General features: G+C 63.9%; 16 protein-coding genes. 10 read left to right on the top strand and 6 right to left on the bottom strand.

What is annotated here, in order from left to right:
* The first annotated feature begins 12 nt into the window (after window positions 1–12).
* The 3 genes from ctaD to PSEST_RS21125 all read left to right on the top strand — a co-directional run bounded on the left by ctaD (window position 13) and on the right by PSEST_RS21125 (window position 3207).
* Window positions 13–1650 (top strand): cytochrome c oxidase subunit I, encoded by a 1638-nt coding sequence (gene ctaD / locus PSEST_RS21115; RefSeq protein ID WP_015278948.1) that lies wholly within the window; start codon window positions 13–15, stop codon window positions 1648–1650.
* Window positions 1651–1738: 88 nt separating this feature from the next.
* On the top strand, window positions 1739–2314 hold the full coding sequence (locus PSEST_RS21120) for a cytochrome c oxidase assembly protein (protein WP_015278949.1): 576 nt from the start codon (window positions 1739–1741) through the stop codon (window positions 2312–2314).
* The gene (locus PSEST_RS21125) at window positions 2311–3207 is read left to right on the top strand and encodes a cytochrome c oxidase subunit 3 (protein WP_015278950.1); all 897 of its coding nucleotides are present in this window, start codon (window positions 2311–2313) and stop codon (window positions 3205–3207) included. Before PSEST_RS21120 ends, PSEST_RS21125 begins: the two co-directional genes overlap by 4 nt.
* Before the next feature lie 4 nt (window positions 3208–3211).
* Here the strand turns inward: PSEST_RS21125 and PSEST_RS21130 are convergent, their stop codons facing one another.
* Entirely contained in the window at window positions 3212–3415 is a 204-nt protein-coding gene (locus PSEST_RS21130) for a twin transmembrane helix small protein (RefSeq protein WP_015278951.1), read from the bottom strand.
* Window positions 3416–3485: 70 nt separating this feature from the next.
* Here PSEST_RS21130 and PSEST_RS21135 point away from each other — a divergent pair, with 70 nt between their 5' ends.
* From PSEST_RS21135 to PSEST_RS21155, 5 genes are read left to right on the top strand one after another with little or no spacing between them, the layout of a single operon-like run.
* Window positions 3486–4223 carry an SURF1 family protein gene (locus PSEST_RS21135; RefSeq protein ID WP_015278952.1) on the top strand — a complete coding sequence of 246 codons (738 nt, stop codon included), beginning with the start codon at window positions 3486–3488 and terminating at the stop codon, window positions 4221–4223.
* Window positions 4198–4776, top strand: a complete 579-nt coding sequence (locus PSEST_RS21140; RefSeq protein ID WP_015278953.1) for a hypothetical protein — start codon at window positions 4198–4200, stop codon at window positions 4774–4776. The genes PSEST_RS21135 and PSEST_RS21140 overlap by 26 nt, the downstream gene beginning before the upstream one ends.
* Before the next feature lie 52 nt (window positions 4777–4828).
* The gene (locus PSEST_RS21145; protein ID WP_015278954.1) at window positions 4829–5884 is read left to right on the top strand and encodes a COX15/CtaA family protein; all 1056 of its coding nucleotides are present in this window, start codon (window positions 4829–4831) and stop codon (window positions 5882–5884) included.
* A gap of 17 nt (window positions 5885–5901) precedes the next feature.
* Window positions 5902–6801, top strand: a complete 900-nt coding sequence (cyoE, locus tag PSEST_RS21150) for a heme o synthase (protein ID WP_015278955.1) — start codon at window positions 5902–5904, stop codon at window positions 6799–6801.
* A 21-nt stretch (window positions 6802–6822) separates the two neighbouring features.
* Window positions 6823–7458: an SCO family protein gene (locus PSEST_RS21155; RefSeq protein WP_015278956.1), complete on the top strand. Its 636-nt coding sequence runs from the start codon at window positions 6823–6825 to the stop codon at window positions 7456–7458.
* A gap of 83 nt (window positions 7459–7541) precedes the next feature.
* On the opposite strand, the gene PSEST_RS21160 is transcribed toward PSEST_RS21155, so the two are convergent.
* From PSEST_RS21160 to PSEST_RS21175, 4 genes are all read right to left on the bottom strand, one after another.
* A complete protein-coding gene (locus PSEST_RS21160; protein ID WP_015278957.1) occupies window positions 7542–8729 on the bottom strand; it encodes a PepSY-associated TM helix domain-containing protein in 1188 nt (395 codons plus the stop codon).
* Window positions 8730–8798: 69 nt separating this feature from the next.
* Entirely contained in the window at window positions 8799–11291 is a 2493-nt protein-coding gene (locus tag PSEST_RS21165) for a TonB-dependent siderophore receptor (protein WP_015278958.1), read from the bottom strand.
* Between the two features lie 100 nt (window positions 11292–11391).
* On the bottom strand, window positions 11392–12354 hold the full coding sequence (locus tag PSEST_RS21170) for a FecR domain-containing protein (RefSeq protein ID WP_015278959.1): 963 nt from the start codon (window positions 12352–12354) through the stop codon (window positions 11392–11394).
* Window positions 12354–12869, bottom strand: a complete 516-nt coding sequence (locus tag PSEST_RS21175; RefSeq protein WP_015278960.1) for a sigma-70 family RNA polymerase sigma factor — start codon at window positions 12867–12869, stop codon at window positions 12354–12356. The genes PSEST_RS21170 and PSEST_RS21175 overlap by 1 nt, the downstream gene beginning before the upstream one ends.
* Before the next feature lie 166 nt (window positions 12870–13035).
* On the opposite strand from PSEST_RS21175, the gene PSEST_RS21180 reads away from it, so the two are divergent.
* Window positions 13036–13563 (top strand): DUF3617 domain-containing protein, encoded by a 528-nt coding sequence (locus PSEST_RS21180; RefSeq protein ID WP_015278961.1) that lies wholly within the window; start codon window positions 13036–13038, stop codon window positions 13561–13563.
* A gap of 52 nt (window positions 13564–13615) precedes the next feature.
* Here PSEST_RS21180 and PSEST_RS21185 read toward each other — a convergent pair whose 3' ends face one another.
* Complete coding sequence (locus PSEST_RS21185) at window positions 13616–13978, bottom strand: hypothetical protein (RefSeq protein ID WP_015278962.1); 363 nt, start codon at window positions 13976–13978, stop codon at window positions 13616–13618.
* 71 nt (window positions 13979–14049) lie between these two features.
* On the opposite strand from PSEST_RS21185, the gene PSEST_RS21190 reads away from it, so the two are divergent.
* Window positions 14050–15036 (top strand): CobW family GTP-binding protein, encoded by a 987-nt coding sequence (locus PSEST_RS21190; protein ID WP_015278963.1) that lies wholly within the window; start codon window positions 14050–14052, stop codon window positions 15034–15036.
* Window positions 15037–15038 lie beyond the last annotated feature (2 nt).

Below are 15038 nucleotides of genomic sequence, written 5' to 3' on the forward strand. Positions count from 1 at the left end.
GAGGATTCGGTGATGAGTGCAGTGATCGACGATCATGGTCATGCCGGACATGACCACCACCACGGCCCGGCCAAGGGCCTCTCGCGCTGGCTGCTGACCACCAATCACAAGGACATCGGCTCGATGTACCTGTGGTTCAGCTTCTGCGCCTTTCTGCTCGGCGGCTCGATGGCCATGGTGATCCGCGCCGAGCTTTTCCAGCCGGGCCTGCAGATCGTGCAGCCGGAATTCTTCAACCAGATGACCACTATGCATGGCCTGATCATGGTCTTCGGCGCGGTGATGCCGGCCTTCGTCGGCCTGGCCAACTGGATGATCCCGCTGATGATCGGCGCGCCGGACATGGCGCTGCCGCGGATGAACAACTTCAGTTTCTGGCTGCTGCCGGCGGCCTTCGGCCTGCTGGTCTCGACCCTGTTCATGGAAGGCGGCGGGCCCAACTTCGGCTGGACCTTCTATGCGCCGCTGTCGACGACCTACGCGCCGGAGTCGGTGACCTTCTTCATCTTCGCCATCCACCTGATGGGCATCAGCTCGATCATGGGCGCGATCAACGTGATCGCCACCATCCTCAACCTGCGCGCCCCGGGCATGACGCTGATGAAGATGCCGCTGTTCGTCTGGACCTGGCTGATCACCGCCTTCCTCCTGATCGCGGTGATGCCGGTGCTGGCCGGCGTGGTGACCATGATGCTGATGGACATCCACTTCGGAACCAGCTTCTTCAGCGCCGCCGGTGGCGGCGACCCGGTGCTGTTCCAGCACGTATTCTGGTTCTTCGGCCATCCCGAGGTGTACATCATGATCCTGCCGGCGTTCGGCGCGGTCAGCTCGATCATCCCGGCGTTCAGCCGCAAGCCGCTGTTCGGCTACACCTCGATGGTCTACGCCACAGGGGCAATCGCCTTCCTCTCCTTCATCGTCTGGGCGCACCACATGTTCACCGTCGGCATTCCGCTGACCGGCGAGCTGTTTTTCATGTACGCGACCATGCTGATTGCCGTGCCCACCGGGGTGAAGGTGTTCAACTGGGTGTCGACGATGTGGCGCGGCTCGCTGACCTTCGAGGCGCCGATGCTGTTCGCCGTGGCCTTCGTCATCCTCTTCACCATCGGCGGCTTCTCCGGGCTGATGCTGGCCATCGCCCCGGCGGACTTCCAGTACCACGACACCTACTTCGTGGTCGCGCACTTCCACTACGTGCTGGTGCCGGGGGCGATCTTCGGCATCTTCGCCTCGGCCTACTACTGGCTGCCCAAGTGGACCGGGCACATGTACGACGAGACCCTGGCCAAGCTGCATTTCTGGATGAGCTTCATCGGCATGAACCTGGCGTTCTTCCCGATGCACTTCGTCGGCCTGGCCGGCATGCCGCGGCGCATCCCCGACTACAACATGATGTTCGCCAACTTCAACATGGTCTCCAGCGTCGGCGCCTTTATGTTCGGCGCCACCCAGCTCTTGTTCCTGTTCATCGTCATCAAGTGCATCCGCGGTGGTGTGCCAGCACGGGCCAAGCCCTGGGACGGCGCCGAGGGGCTGGAGTGGAGCGTGCCGTCGCCGGCGCCCTACCACACCTTCCAGACACCACCGGACATGAGCGATGTGCATGAGCACCGTAAGGGCACCGGCGGGGAGCTGACGCCGTGAGCGCGCAACAGGGCCTCGCTTGCAGGCTCGGCCGGGGTTGCCAGGCTGACCGCGAAAAGGCCCGCTACCGTCAATCCGGGAGGCTCCCATGAACGAGTCGCTGCCCACTCGGCGCCTGGTCCGCCGCCTGCTGTTCGTGGTGGTCGGCATGTTCGGCTTCGGCTTTCTGCTGGTGCCGATCTACGACGTGATGTGCCAGGCCTTCGGCATCAACGGCAAGACCGCCGGCGCCTACACCGGCGTGCAGAGCGCCGACGAAGCGCGAGCAGTGCGGGTGCAGTTTCTCGCCACCAACGCTGCCGGGATGCGCTGGGAGTTCGGTCCGCAAGCCGACCAAATCAGCGTGCACCCGGGCGCCAGCCAGGAAATCCGCTTCGTCGCCTACAACCCGACCGACAAGCCGATGACAGCCCAGGCGATTCCCAGTGTGTCGCCCTCTCGGGCCGCCGCGTACTTCCACAAGACCGAATGCTTCTGCTTTACCCAGCAGGTGTTGCAGCCGGGCGAACGCATCGAGATGCCGGTGCGTTTCATCGTCGATCGCGATCTGCCCGCCGACGTGCACAACCTGACCCTCGCCTACACGCTGTTCGACATCACGTCCCGCCAGCCGCCGGTGGCCGTCAACGCCACATCGGCCCCGGCCAAGGAGAGTCTGCAATGAGCCAACAGACCACCCACGAGCAGTATTACGTACCTGATCAAAGCAAATGGCCGATCATCGCCACCGTTGCCCTGCTGGTGACCTTCTACGGCCTGGGCAGTTGGTTCAACGACCTCAAGGCCGGGCGCGATGAATCCAGCGGACCGATGATCTTCTTCGTCGGCGCGTTGCTGATCGCCTACATGATGTTCGGCTGGTTCGGTGCGGTGGTGAAGGAAAGTCGCGCCGGGCTGTACAGCGCACAGATGGATCGTTCGTTCCGCTGGGGCATGAGCTGGTTCATCTTCTCGGAGGTGATGTTCTTCCTCGCGTTCTTCGGCGCGCTGTTCTACATCCGCTACTGGGCCGGCCCCTGGCTCGCCGGCGAAGGCGACAAGGGCGTCAGCAACATGCTCTGGCCCGGCTTCGAGTACAGCTGGCCGCTGCTGAACAACCCCGATCCCAAGCTCTATCCGGCGCCAGAGGGCACCATCAGTGCCTGGGGGTTGCCGTTGATCAACACCATCCTGCTGGTCAGCTCCAGCTTCACCCTGACCTGGGCGCACCACGCACTGCGCAAGAACAACCGCCAGCATCTGAAGATCGGCCTGGCGCTGACCGTACTGCTCGGCGCGGCATTCCTGATCCTGCAGATCGAGGAGTACGTGCATGCCTACACCGAACTCGGACTGACGCTGGGCTCGGGCATCTACGGCGCGACCTTCTTCATGCTCACCGGCTTCCACGGCGCTCACGTGACCATGGGCGCGATCATCCTCACGGTGATGCTGGTGCGCATCCTGCGCGGGCACTTCAGCCCGGAGCAGCACTTCGGTTTCGAGGCGGCGGCCTGGTACTGGCACTTCGTCGACGTGGTGTGGATTGCGTTGTTCGTCTTCGTCTATGTGATCTAGCGCTTCAGAAACCGAAGGCGGGGCGCAGTTGCCCCGTATAGAAACCCCAGCCGATGAGCGCAACGGTCAGTGCGCTGAGGCTGACCCGGATGAACAGGGCCGTAACGACACGGGAGGTGCGGCCCTCGTCCCTGACCAGGAAGAACATCCCACTGAACAGACTGACCAGCGTGGCCACTAACAACAGAACGATCGCCGCCTTGAGCATGAGCGATTCCACGACAGGGGTATTGGGGGTGGAGTATAGCCAGCCGTATCGATACATCAGGCTGCCGGCCATGAGCGGCTTCAGGCCCGGGCTGCTGCCTACCCTGCTGGTACTGGCCATGCTGCCGGTACTGGTGTGGCTGGGCTTCTGGCAACTGGAGCGCGGCGAGCAGAAGCGCGATCTGCTGGCCCGTCAGGAAGCCCGTCAGCAGGCGGCACCGTTGGCCCCTAACGAAATCGAACGACTCAACGATCCAGCATTCGCCCGCATCCATCTGCAGGGTCGCTTCGATGCCGAACACAGCTTTCTGCTCGACAGCCGCACCCGCGACGGCCAGGTCGGCGTCGAGCTGCTGCAACCCTTCCGTGACGAACTCAGCGGCCGCTGGGTGATGGTCAACCGCGGCTGGATTCCCTGGCCAGACCGCCGCATAGCGCCGGCCTTCGACACGCCGGCACAGCCGTTGAAGCTCGCCGCCTGGGTCTATGTACCGCCGGGCAAGCCGTTCGTCTTCAGCCATCGCACGGCCGAGGGCTGGCCGCGGCTGATCAACCATGTGGACATCGAGGCGATGTGGCAGCAGGCCGGCCGCGAAGGCTTGATCCATGAATTGCGCCTGGAGCCCGGGCCTAGCGCGTACCGCGCCGACTGGGTGGTGACCAGCATGAGCCCGTCGCAACACCTGGGCTATGCCGTGCAATGGTTCGCGCTGGCCGCCGCGCTGCTGGCACTGTTTATCTACTTCGGCGTGCATCAGGCACGGGGGAAGCACAGTGGAAACGATGAATCCAACCCTTGCCGGCCATGAGCCGAAACGTGGTCGCGGCCGGCTGCAACTGTTGCTGATCATCGGCGTGGTTTTGGGGCCGATGCTGCTGGCCTCGGCGATGTATCGCTTCGGTTTCTGGGTACCGCAAACCCGCAGCTATGACGGTGTACTGATCGCCAACGGCCAGGACCGTGCTGCCATCGGCGTCACCGCGGCAGCCGCCGAGCGGCGCTGGGAACTGTTGGTCACCGCACCGCAGGGCTGCGAAGCGCAATGCCAGCAACTGGTCTACCTCGCCCGGCAGATCAATATCGGCCTGGCCCGTGAGGCAGCCCGCGCCAGCCACGCCCTGGCCAGCGCGACGGTCCTGGACGAGGCCTACGAGCAGCGCCTGGGCCGCGAATATCCACAGCTGCAGCGCCATGCGCTCGACGCCAGCGTGTATGCACGCAACCCCGACGCACCGGCAACACCGCAGCTATGGATCGTCGACCCACACGGCAACCTGGTGCTGCGCTACGACGCCGAAGCCGACGGCAAAGCGATTCTCGACGACCTGAAATACCTGCTGAAGATCTCGCAGATCGGCTGACGCACTCTGCCGTTTCGCTGCGGTCCCAAACTGGCCGCCCAAGGAGAAACCGATGGCCAAACCCGGATACCGCCTCGCCCTGATCGCCACGCTGCTGGCGGTGGTGGTCGTGCTGCTCGGCGCCTATACGCGGTTGACCCACGCCGGCCTCGGCTGCCCGGACTGGCCGGGTTGCTATGGTTTTCTCGCCGTGCCGATGAGCGAGCACAAGCAGAGTCTTGCTGCGCTGCGCTTTCCCGAGGCTCCACTGGAAGTGGCCAAGGGCTGGAACGAGATGATCCATCGTTACTTCGCCGGTGCCCTGGGGCTGGTGATTCTCGCCATGGCGGTGCAGGCCGTTCGCCGCCGGACCGAACCCGGCCAACCGATGAAATTGCCGCTGCTGCTGCTCGCCGTGGTGATTGCCCAGGCCATATTCGGTATGTGGACGGTGACCCTGCAGCTCTGGCCGCAGGTAGTCACCGCGCACCTGCTCGGTGGCTTCACCACACTCAGCCTGCTGTTCCTGCTGTGCCTGAGGCTGTCCGGCGTATTTGCTCCGTTGCCAGCCATCGACAGTCGCCTGCGTAAATTCGCCGGCTTCGCCATGCTCGCGGTGATTCTGCAGATCGCCCTCGGTGGCTGGGTCAGCAGCAACTATGCAGCGGTGGCGTGCACCGATTTCCCCACCTGCCACGGCGAATGGTGGCCGCAGATGGACTTCGCCAACGCTTTCAACCTGACCCATCACGACATCGGGCCGAACTACCTCGGCGGCCTGCTCTACGGCGAGGCACGCACCGCCATCCACCTTACCCACCGGATCGGCGCGCTGTGCGTGACGCTGGTGTTGCTCTTGCTCGCCGCCCTGCTCTGGCGCCGCGGCCTCGGCCGGCTGGCCGGGTTGCTCGTCGCCGCGCTGGCGCTGCAGGTCGGCCTCGGTATCAGCAACGTACTGCTCAATCTGCCGCTGGCGGTCGCCGTAGCGCACAACGGTGGCGGTGCAGCGCTGCTGCTGGTGCTGGTGCTGGTCAATTACCGGCTGCGCCAGCCCGCGCATGCGGCTCGACAGACCAAGGCGGCGACGATTTCGAACACGACGGGACAGCTCGATCTGCCCCGCGCATGACCACAAGGAGAACCCCCATGGCGACTCTACTCAGCGAACGCAGCGCCCAGGCCAGCTGGCGCGACTATCTGGAGCTGACCAAGCCGAAGGTGGTGCTACTGATGCTCATCACCTCGCTGGTAGGCATGTTCCTCGCCACCCGCGCCGGCGTGCCCTGGACGGTGCTGTTGTTCGGCAACCTGGGTATCGCCCTGTGTGCCGGCGGCGCGGCGGCGGTGAACCATGTGGTGGACCGGCAGATCGACTCGGTGATGGCCCGCACCCACAAGCGGCCACTGGCCGAAGGCCGGGTCTCGCCAGCGGCGGCACTGACCTTCGCCTTCGTCCTCGGCGTCAGCGGGCTGGCCCTGCTGCTGACCTTCACCAATGCCCTCGCCGCCTGGCTGACGCTGGCCTCGCTGATCGGCTACGCGGTGATCTATACCGGCTTTCTCAAACGCGCCACCCCGCAGAACATCGTCATCGGCGGCCTCGCCGGCGCCGCACCGCCGCTGCTCGGCTGGGTGGCGGTGACTGGCCAGGTCACCGCCGAGCCGCTGCTGCTGGTGCTGATCATCTTCGCCTGGACGCCGCCGCACTTCTGGGCCCTGGCCATCCATCGCAAGGACGAGTACGCCAAGGTCAACGTACCGATGCTGCCGGTCACCCACGGCGTGCACTACACCAAGGTGCACATCCTGCTCTACACGGTGATGCTGCTAGCGGTCAGCTTCATGCCGTTCGCCATTCACATGAGCGGCCCGCTGTACCTGGCAGCAGCGACAGTTCTGGGGGCGCGCTTCCTCTACTGGGCTATCGCGCTGTACCGCGACAGCCGGCCACATGCGGCAATCAAGACGTTCAAATTCAGCATCTGGTACCTGTTCGCGCTGTTCATCGCGCTGCTGGTTGATCATTATCTGCTGCTCGATTTCTAAGCAGCTGCACTAAGGACATCCATGACCCGCATCCAGAAAACCGTCTTCATCCTCGTGGCGCTGATCGCGCTGGTCGTCGGGCTGACGGTTTCCAAGGTGCTCAACAGCCAGCGTCAGCTCGACCCCACGCAGCTGCTGGATGCCGGCATCGTCCTGCTGCCGCAGAGCCGCACGGTGCCGGCGCTGAGCCTGACGGATCAGAACGGCGAAGCGGTAAAACTGGACGAACTGGACGGGCAGTGGACGCTGCTGTTCTTCGGCTACACCTTCTGCCCGGACATCTGCCCCACTACCCTCGCCGAGCTGCGCCAGCTCAACGGCATGCTGCCGGACGCCGTGCGCGACCAGCTGCGCATCATCCTCGTCAGTGTCGATCCGAACCGCGACACACCGGCCCAGCTCAAGGAATATCTCGGCTACTTCAACGCCGGGTTTCAGGGCCTGACCGGCCCGCTGGATGATATCCAGACCCTGGCCAACGGCGTCGGCATTCCCTTCATTCCGGGGGATACCAGCAAGGAAAACTACACCGTCGACCACAGCGGCAACCTGGTGCTGATCGGCCCGGACGGTCGCCAGCAGGGCTTTATCCGCTCGCCGCTGCGGGTGCAGAAGCTGGCCGAGCAACTACCTGAGCTGCTCAAGCGCCAGCCCTGAACGTTACCTGAGGCCGCCACCGCGCAGGGCGGAGCCTGCATCCGGCTCTCGGGAAGGGCCCCTCGGTAATTGTCACGGGTTTGCTACGACGCTTCAGCCTCCATTACCGCATCACGCCTCGCTGCTGCCGACCGTCGCGCCGACCGCTTGCGCCACCAGATCACTACGCCGGTGACCGAAAGCACCGCGATTGCCACGCCCAGCACGGCGATCAGGATGCGCCCTGGCAATCCAAGGATGCGCCCGCCGTGGATCGCCGGTTGCAACAGGTGGAACTGCTGTCCCAGCGTGCCCTGCCCAGGAATCTCCTGCCCCAGCAAACGCCCATCAGTACCGTGGAAGAACAGCCAGGCGTTGCCCTGATTGCTGTCGTGCTCGCCGAAACCGGCGCCATAGAAGTTGTACTCGAAGCTGTAGTACAGCTCGGTGATCGCTTCGGTCAGGCCCAGATCGGCGGCGTGCTGCATGGCGTAGTCGTACGCCTGGTGGAAGTCGTAAGCGGTAGTGCCCAGCTGCTCGTTCGGCATCCGGCCGCGGGCCTCGTAGACGCTCGCCTCAACGGGGGAGAACAGAGAGACCACCGGCTTGAACACCTGCTCCGGCAGGTTCATCGCCACGCTGCTGACCGCCACCGGTGTGAGCAGCAGCCATAGCCAAAGGCCGCCGGCGCGATGCACGTCGTGATTCATGCGCTGGCGTTTGATCTTCCAGGCCGTCCACCACTTGGAAAGGAACGGTCGCCCACGGGGAAAGGTCAGCACCAGCGAGACGAGGCAGTCGATCACCCAGGCAATCGCCACGATACCCATCAGCCACAGCCCCCAGTTGCCCGGCAGCGACAGGTTGTAGTGAAACTCGAGAATGAAGGGCACGAAGTTCTTGCGCGAGAAGCAGCATTCGCCCCAATAGCGCGTACCCACTGGCTCACCGCTCACCGCATCGAGGTAGTGCACTACCGGGCGCTCGTCATAGGGTTTGCCGGTGGCCGGATCGTTGCGCGGCACCAGCGCCATCAACGCGGCATGGCCCGGCTCGCTGGGGAACTCCATGTACCAGACCTGCATGCGCGGGTTGGCCTGCTCGACGCGCTCGACCAGCGTCCCCGGCGCCAGCACCGGCCCCTCGCTGGTGGTGTGGTAGAACTCGGGGTTGAGCCATTCGTCCAGTTCGTGGTGGAAGGCCAGGATGCTGCCGGTGATACCAGCAAGGAACAGGAATACCGCGGTGGCCAGGCCGATATAGCGGTGCACAAGCACAAGAATCGAACGCATCGTCGGTTGTCCGTATTTCAGAAAGCACAAAGCCGCCGGCCTTTGGGGCCGGCGGCAGCTCAGCGTTGATCAGAAGTCGTAGGTCACGGTAGCCATGACATTGCGCGACTCGCCGTAATAGCACTGGCTCAGACTGTTGCACGCGGCGACGTATTTCTCGTCGGTGAGGTTGTTCAGGTTCAGGCGCACGCCAACCCCCTGCAGCCCTACGCGGGACAGGTCGTAGCCGAGCATCGCGTCATACAAGGTGTAGGACGGGATGCGGAGGGTGTTCTCTGCGTCCGCCCAGCTCTTGCCAAAGTAACGCGCACCACCACCCACCTGCAGACCGGCCAGCGGCCCCTGATCGAAGGTGTAGTCGGTCCACAGCGAAGCCATGTTGCGCGCCACCGCATTCGGCGTATTGCCGCGGTTGTTGACGCCGGCGGCACCGGTGAAGTCCTTGGAGTACTCGACGTCCATGTAGGTGTAGCTGGCGATCAGGTTGACCTGCTCGATGGGCCGCAGGCGCGCTTCGACTTCCACACCCTTGGAGGTGAGCTCGCCGACCGCACGGTAGAAGTTCTCGTTGGAATCCTTGTTCGCCAGGTTGGATTGCTTCAGGTCGAAGTAGGAGATGGTGTAGAGATCGTCGGTGCCCAACGGCTGATACTTCACACCCACTTCGTATTGCTCACCCTCGGTAGGATCGAGCAAGGTAATGTCGAAGCCGCCGCTGCCGTTGGCGTTGTAGGCCGCAGTGGCATTGGGATTGAACGACTCGGAATAGCTGGCGTAGGGCGACAGGCCGTTGTCGAAGGCGTAGAGCACGCCGACACGACCAGTGAACTGCTCGAGTTTCGCGCTATCGGACTGATCGCCGTAGCTCGCGTCATTGGTATGGTCGAAGGACACATCCACCCAGTCCTGGCGAACCCCCAGGGAGAAGCGCCAGTTGTCCAAGCTGATCAGATCCTGCACATAAAGACCGGTCTGCTCCAGCTCGCGCGTTTCGTCGTACTGGTGATAGAACACCGGGCTGCCCGCACCTACGGCACCGCTGTAGGGATTGACCGAGGGCAGGCCGTAGGCTGCGTCGTAAACCACCTTGGCCTTGCGCCGCTGGTAGTCGAGGCCGGTCACCAGGGTGTGGCTGAGTGCGCCGGTATCGAAGAGGAACTGCAACTGGTTGTCGATAGTCCAGGCGTGAAGCGCTTCGTCGGCCCCCGTGTAGTAGCGCACCAGTTCATCGGAACCTGGGGCCACGTAGCCGTACTGATAAACCTGCCCCGAGTCCACGGTGGAGTCCAGGTACTGGAAGTTCTGCCGCGCCGAAACGACATCGTTGAAACGGTGCTCGAGCTGATAGCCAATCATCTGCTGGTCGCGCTCGAACTTCTCGTAGTCCTCGTCGCCCTCGAAGAAGCTGCGCGAGATGCGCTGACCGTTGTGCGAGGTGACCGTGCCATCGGCCGGCAAGCCACCGTGGTAGCCGCTCTCCGGATCGCGCTGCAGCATCGCCAGCAGGGTCAGGCGGGTGTCATCGGTGAAATCGATGCTTACCGAGGGCATCACTGCATAGCGCTGCTCCTCAATGCCATCAACCTGGGTATCGGCATCCTTGGCCACGCCCACCAATCGATAGCTGATGCGTTCGTCGTCCAGCGGGCCGGTGAAGTCGAACGCGGCCTGCTTGTAGTCGTGGCTACCGTAGGAGAACTGCAGCTGGCGGCTGGCTTCCTTTTGTGGCTTCTTGCTGGTCATCGCCACCAGGCCGCCGGGCAGGCTGCGGCCATAGAGCACCGAGGACGGTCCCTTGAGGATGTCGATGCGCTCGATGAAGTAAGGATCGACCTGCAGGCTGCTGTAGGTGCCGCTGTCGCCGAGCAGCTTCTGCCCATCGAGGTAAAGGTTGTCCACTGAGCCATCGGTGATGCCGCGCATGGCGACATAATCGTAGCGGGTGGTGGCGCCATACGGAGTGCTCATCAGGCCCGGCGTGTAGCGCACCGCCTGGGCGATGGAGCGCGACCCCTGATCCTCGATCTGCTGGCGGGTAACCACCGATACGGTCTGCGAGGTCTCCGCCAGCGGCATGCTGGTCTTGGTCGCCACGCTGCTGTGGGTGGCGTTGTAGCCTTCCATCGAGCCCAGCGCGTTGCCCAGGGCAAAGCCTTCGACGGTCATCGGTTGCAGCTCGACGGCACCGCTCTGCTCGGTGCGACGGCTCAGCGAGTAGTTGCCCTGGCTGTCACGCACGGCCTGCAGGCCGCTGCCCTGCAGCAGCGCGGCGAAACCGTCGTCGACGCCGAACTGGCCTTGCAGCCCTTTGCTTTGCAGGTCCTGTAGCAGGCTGCCGTCCACCGAGAGCAACACCCCCGCCTCGCCAGCAAAACGGCTCAATGCACTGGATAGCGGGCCGGCGGGAATGTCGTAGCTGCGTACTGCCTGCTGGATCGCGGACTGCGCCAGAGCAGCCGCGGGCAGGACGCTAGCCAGCGGCAGGCAGAGCAGCGCGGCGCGAATGCCGAGTGCCAGGGCACGAGAGCGATTGGGACTGAACGGCAAGGCGGTCGAGCGCATGGGTGTTCCTGTTCGAATGGATGGATTTAGCCCTATGCCCAACCAGATTCGAGAAAGGGAACTGCGGATGAGAATATTTTTTATTCGTGTCCGTATCGCATCATGCGTCGACTCGTTTTGCGGCGGGTTCAAGGCTGACCCACCAGGTCATGCGCCGCTCGATGCGCACCGGCAGGGTCGCCGCCAGCGCATCCAGAACGCGTTCGGTGTCGCCCAGGGGAAAAGCTCCGACTACCCGCAGATCGGCGATCCGCGGGTCACAACCGAGGTAGCCGTGGCGATAACGCGAAAGCTCGGCAAGAAAGTCCTCCAGGCGCTGATTGTCGGCGAGCAAGACGCCAGTGGCCCAGGCCTGGTGCTCGGCACGGGCAGCCACCAGCGGCGCAACATGACGGCGGTCGAATTCGGCCTGCTGCCCTGCGCCAACGCTGGCGATGGCGAAACCATCTAGCTGGATATCCACCACACCGGTGAATACGCTCAGACGCGTCCGGCCATCCTCCTGGCGCAGCGAGAAGCGCGCTGCCTGCTCGCTGCGCACACGCCCTTCGCGACTGCTCAGCAGCAGCGGTCGCGCACGACGGCTGGCCGGAGCATCGATCAAAAGCTCACCGCGATAGAGCGCCAGCGACCGCGCGTTCGCATCGAAGGCGATATCCACTGCCGTATCGGTGTTCAGCCACAGCTGTGAGCCATCGGCCAGACGCAGATCGCGCACCTCACCCACGGCAGTGCGCTCATCAGCGGCCCACTGCCGCCACGGCAGCGAGCCACCGGCCAGACTGAGCGCGGCGCCGCCACAGAGGACGGACAGCACTTTCAGCGCCTGGCGCCGATTCGGCTGACGGCTGTGCAGCATGGCGCCGGCGCTTCGTCCAATGGCATCGCTAGCCAGCGGCTGGAACTGACCACTGATGCGCTCGACCCTGGCCCAGGCCTGGGCATGGTCCGGCTGCTGCAACCATGCCGCCCAGGCCTGGCGCTCACCTGGGCTGGCCGCGCCGGACTGCAGCACGGCAAACCACTTCGCCGCTTCCTGCAGCACACGGTAGTCGACGCCCATCAGTCCTCCGCCACCAGCAACAGGCAATGCAGCATCGCCTGCGCCATGTACTTCTTCACCATGCGTTCGGAAACGCCGAGTTCGGCAGCGATGGCCGCATAGGTCATGCCCTGCAGTTGCGACATGAGAAACGCCCTGCGCACCTTGGCTGGCAGCTGGGCCAGCATGGCGTCGATCTGCAGCAGGGTTTCGACGATCAGCGCCTGCGATTCCGGCGAGGGCGCCACCAGCTCGGGTTGCAGCGCCAACGCATCGAGATAGGCCTGCTCGATCTGCCGACGGCGCCAGTGGTTGATCAACAGGCCTTTGGCGATGGTGTGCAGGTAGGCTCGGGGCTCACGAATGGCGCCCATGTCTTCGTCCTTGGTCATCACCCGCACGAAAGTATCCTGTGCGAGATCGGCAGCCCGCTGACTGCAGCCCAGCTGACGCCGCAGCCAGCCATTCAGCCAGCCGTGATGATCGCTGTAGAGCCGATGCAGCATCTGCTGCCGAACCATACCTTCAGTTGCCATGCTGCCTCCCATGAGCGCTGCAGCCCTTAATGCTAACGCTTCTCAACAACATAAATCCACGAGCAATCGCGCCACCTGACCAAACGGATCACTGGGCTCGATCCTGGCGCCACGCTGTCGAAGCTCGGCTAGGCTTGAAAAACGATTGATTGCCGGAGAAAGAACCATGACTCAGCTGCCCCGTTTGGCCCTTTTTGCGGCCTTGTTACTGACCCTGCTTCCCGCTCACGCACAGAAAATCCTGCCCGGCCTCTGGGAGTTCAGCAGTGGCGATATTCAGGTGGATGGACAGCAGATGCCGGGCATGGACGCGATGCTTGCGCAGATGCAGAACCTGCCTGCCGAGCAACGCCGGATGATGGAAGAGATGCTCGCCGCGCAGGGGGTAAAGCTCGGCGGCAAGGGCGTACAGATCTGCCTGAGCAAGGCGCAAGTCGAAGCGGACGAGCTACCGTTTCAGGATGACCCGGCCTGTACCCAGGAAATCACCGAGCGCAGCGAGAAGCTATGGAAGTTCCGCTTCGAATGCCCTGACGCGCGCGGCCAGGGCGAAACGCGCTTTATCAGTGACAAGGAGTTCGTCAGTACCGTAAACAGCGAATACCGTCAGGGCGCCGAAACCGGCAGTTCAAGAATCGAATCCCATGCGCGCTGGGTCGCCGACGACTGCGGCACGCTGAAACCGGCACGCTGAGAAGCCGATGGCCGAGGTTCCACGTGAAACCCCCATGGCGGCTGGGTTCCAGCTACTGACTTACCCAGGCGCCTTGGCTGTTTTGCTCACAGGCTGGCTGCAGATAGCGCGCGTCGCTGGCGACACCGTAGTAATGGATGTCCTGGCGATAGGGCAGATTGGAAACCTGGGCATTGCGGCAGATGCCGAACGCGCCATCCGGGCACTGCTCGACGAACTCGACCTTGACCTCCTGATCCTTCAGCTGCGGCTGGCAGAAGCCGCTGCGAAACAGCTCGGCGGGAATGTTGATGTTCGCCTGACACAGCTTCACTTCCACCCGCTCGTCGTGGCTGTGGATGATGCAGGCCTCGGCCATGACGTCGCCAGCAATGAGTACGCCGCAAACGGCTGTCAGCAAGAACGGTAATCGCACGATTTAATCCCTCGTCGAATCGCGGCGACTTTATCACGGGCGGGCTTTTCCCCTTCCAGCCGCTTCGCAAAATGCGCACCATAGCCGCCATGCTCGAACATATCCCGACCCATCTCATCGCCGGCCCGCTGGGCGCCGGCAAAACCAGCCTGATCCGTGATCTGCTGAGCCAGAAGCCGGCCGATGAACGCTGGGCAGTACTGATCAATGAGTTCGGCCAGATCGGTCTGGATGCCGCGCTGCTGAGCACCGGCGCGGACGGTATTACCCTCGCGGAAATCCCCGGCGGCTGCCTGTGCTGCGTCAACGGCGTGCCGTTTCAGGTCGGTCTCGGCCGGCTGCTGCGCCAGGCACGTCCGGACCGGCTGCTGATCGAGCCCTCTGGCCTGGGGCACCCCGCCGAGCTGCTGCGCCAGCTCAGCCAGGCACCATGGCAGACAGTCCTGGCCGTTCAGCCGACCGTGCTGGTGCTGGATGCCGATGGCCTGAGCCGCGGCTTGCCGCTGCCCGACAGCCAGCAGCAGGCGTTGGCTGACGCCGGTCTGCTGTTGATGAATAAAAGCGAATCGCTCGACGAGGCGGCACGGGCAGCACTGAGTGGTCGCCTGCCACGGTGCCCGCTGTTCTGGACCCGCCACGGTCGGCTGCCTATCGCGAAATTGCCGGGAATCGAGGTGCGCGCCAGCGAACAATCGCAGGCGGTTGTGCTGCCGACAGGAGCTGCCTCGCTGCCACAGGTATGGCTCGATCCGACCAGAGCGATCTGCCAGGTGCAGGCGACGCCGGAAAACTGGAGCATCGGGTGGCGCTGGCACCCAAGCCAGCGCTTCGACCTCGAGGCAATTGCGCAGTGGCTGGCGCAGTGGCCATGGCGCCGCGCCAAACTGGTCGTCCAGGGCTGCAGCGGCTGGCAGTCGGCCAATGCCCTGGATGGCGAGGCGCTGGTCTTCAGCCCCAGCGAGTGGCGCCGCGATTCGCGGATCGAGCTGATCTTTGCCGAGCCCCAGCCACAGGCCGAGCTGGAAAGCGCCATGGAGGGCTGTCGTATCCGCGCTTGAGC

Source organism: Stutzerimonas stutzeri RCH2, from assembly GCF_000327065.1.
Lineage (GTDB): Bacteria > Pseudomonadota > Gammaproteobacteria > Pseudomonadales > Pseudomonadaceae > Stutzerimonas > Stutzerimonas stutzeri_AE.

Coding starts and splice junctions, on each gene's coding strand:
- ctaD (WP_015278948.1), top strand. CDS start 13: ATGAGTGCAGTGATCGACGATCATGGTCATGCCGGACATGACCACCAC.
- PSEST_RS21120 (WP_015278949.1), top strand. CDS start 1,739: ATGAACGAGTCGCTGCCCACTCGGCGCCTGGTCCGCCGCCTGCTGTTC.
- PSEST_RS21125 (WP_015278950.1), top strand. CDS start 2,311: ATGAGCCAACAGACCACCCACGAGCAGTATTACGTACCTGATCAAAGC.
- PSEST_RS21130 (WP_015278951.1), bottom strand. CDS start 3,415: ATGCTCAAGGCGGCGATCGTTCTGTTGTTAGTGGCCACGCTGGTCAGT.
- PSEST_RS21135 (WP_015278952.1), top strand. CDS start 3,486: ATGAGCGGCTTCAGGCCCGGGCTGCTGCCTACCCTGCTGGTACTGGCC.
- PSEST_RS21140 (WP_015278953.1), top strand. CDS start 4,198: ATGAATCCAACCCTTGCCGGCCATGAGCCGAAACGTGGTCGCGGCCGG.
- PSEST_RS21145 (WP_015278954.1), top strand. CDS start 4,829: ATGGCCAAACCCGGATACCGCCTCGCCCTGATCGCCACGCTGCTGGCG.
- cyoE (WP_015278955.1), top strand. CDS start 5,902: ATGGCGACTCTACTCAGCGAACGCAGCGCCCAGGCCAGCTGGCGCGAC.
- PSEST_RS21155 (WP_015278956.1), top strand. CDS start 6,823: ATGACCCGCATCCAGAAAACCGTCTTCATCCTCGTGGCGCTGATCGCG.
- PSEST_RS21160 (WP_015278957.1), bottom strand. CDS start 8,729: ATGCGTTCGATTCTTGTGCTTGTGCACCGCTATATCGGCCTGGCCACC.
- PSEST_RS21165 (WP_015278958.1), bottom strand. CDS start 11,291: ATGCGCTCGACCGCCTTGCCGTTCAGTCCCAATCGCTCTCGTGCCCTG.
- PSEST_RS21170 (WP_015278959.1), bottom strand. CDS start 12,354: ATGGGCGTCGACTACCGTGTGCTGCAGGAAGCGGCGAAGTGGTTTGCC.
- PSEST_RS21175 (WP_015278960.1), bottom strand. CDS start 12,869: ATGGCAACTGAAGGTATGGTTCGGCAGCAGATGCTGCATCGGCTCTAC.
- PSEST_RS21180 (WP_015278961.1), top strand. CDS start 13,036: ATGACTCAGCTGCCCCGTTTGGCCCTTTTTGCGGCCTTGTTACTGACC.
- PSEST_RS21190 (WP_015278963.1), top strand. CDS start 14,050: ATGCGCACCATAGCCGCCATGCTCGAACATATCCCGACCCATCTCATC.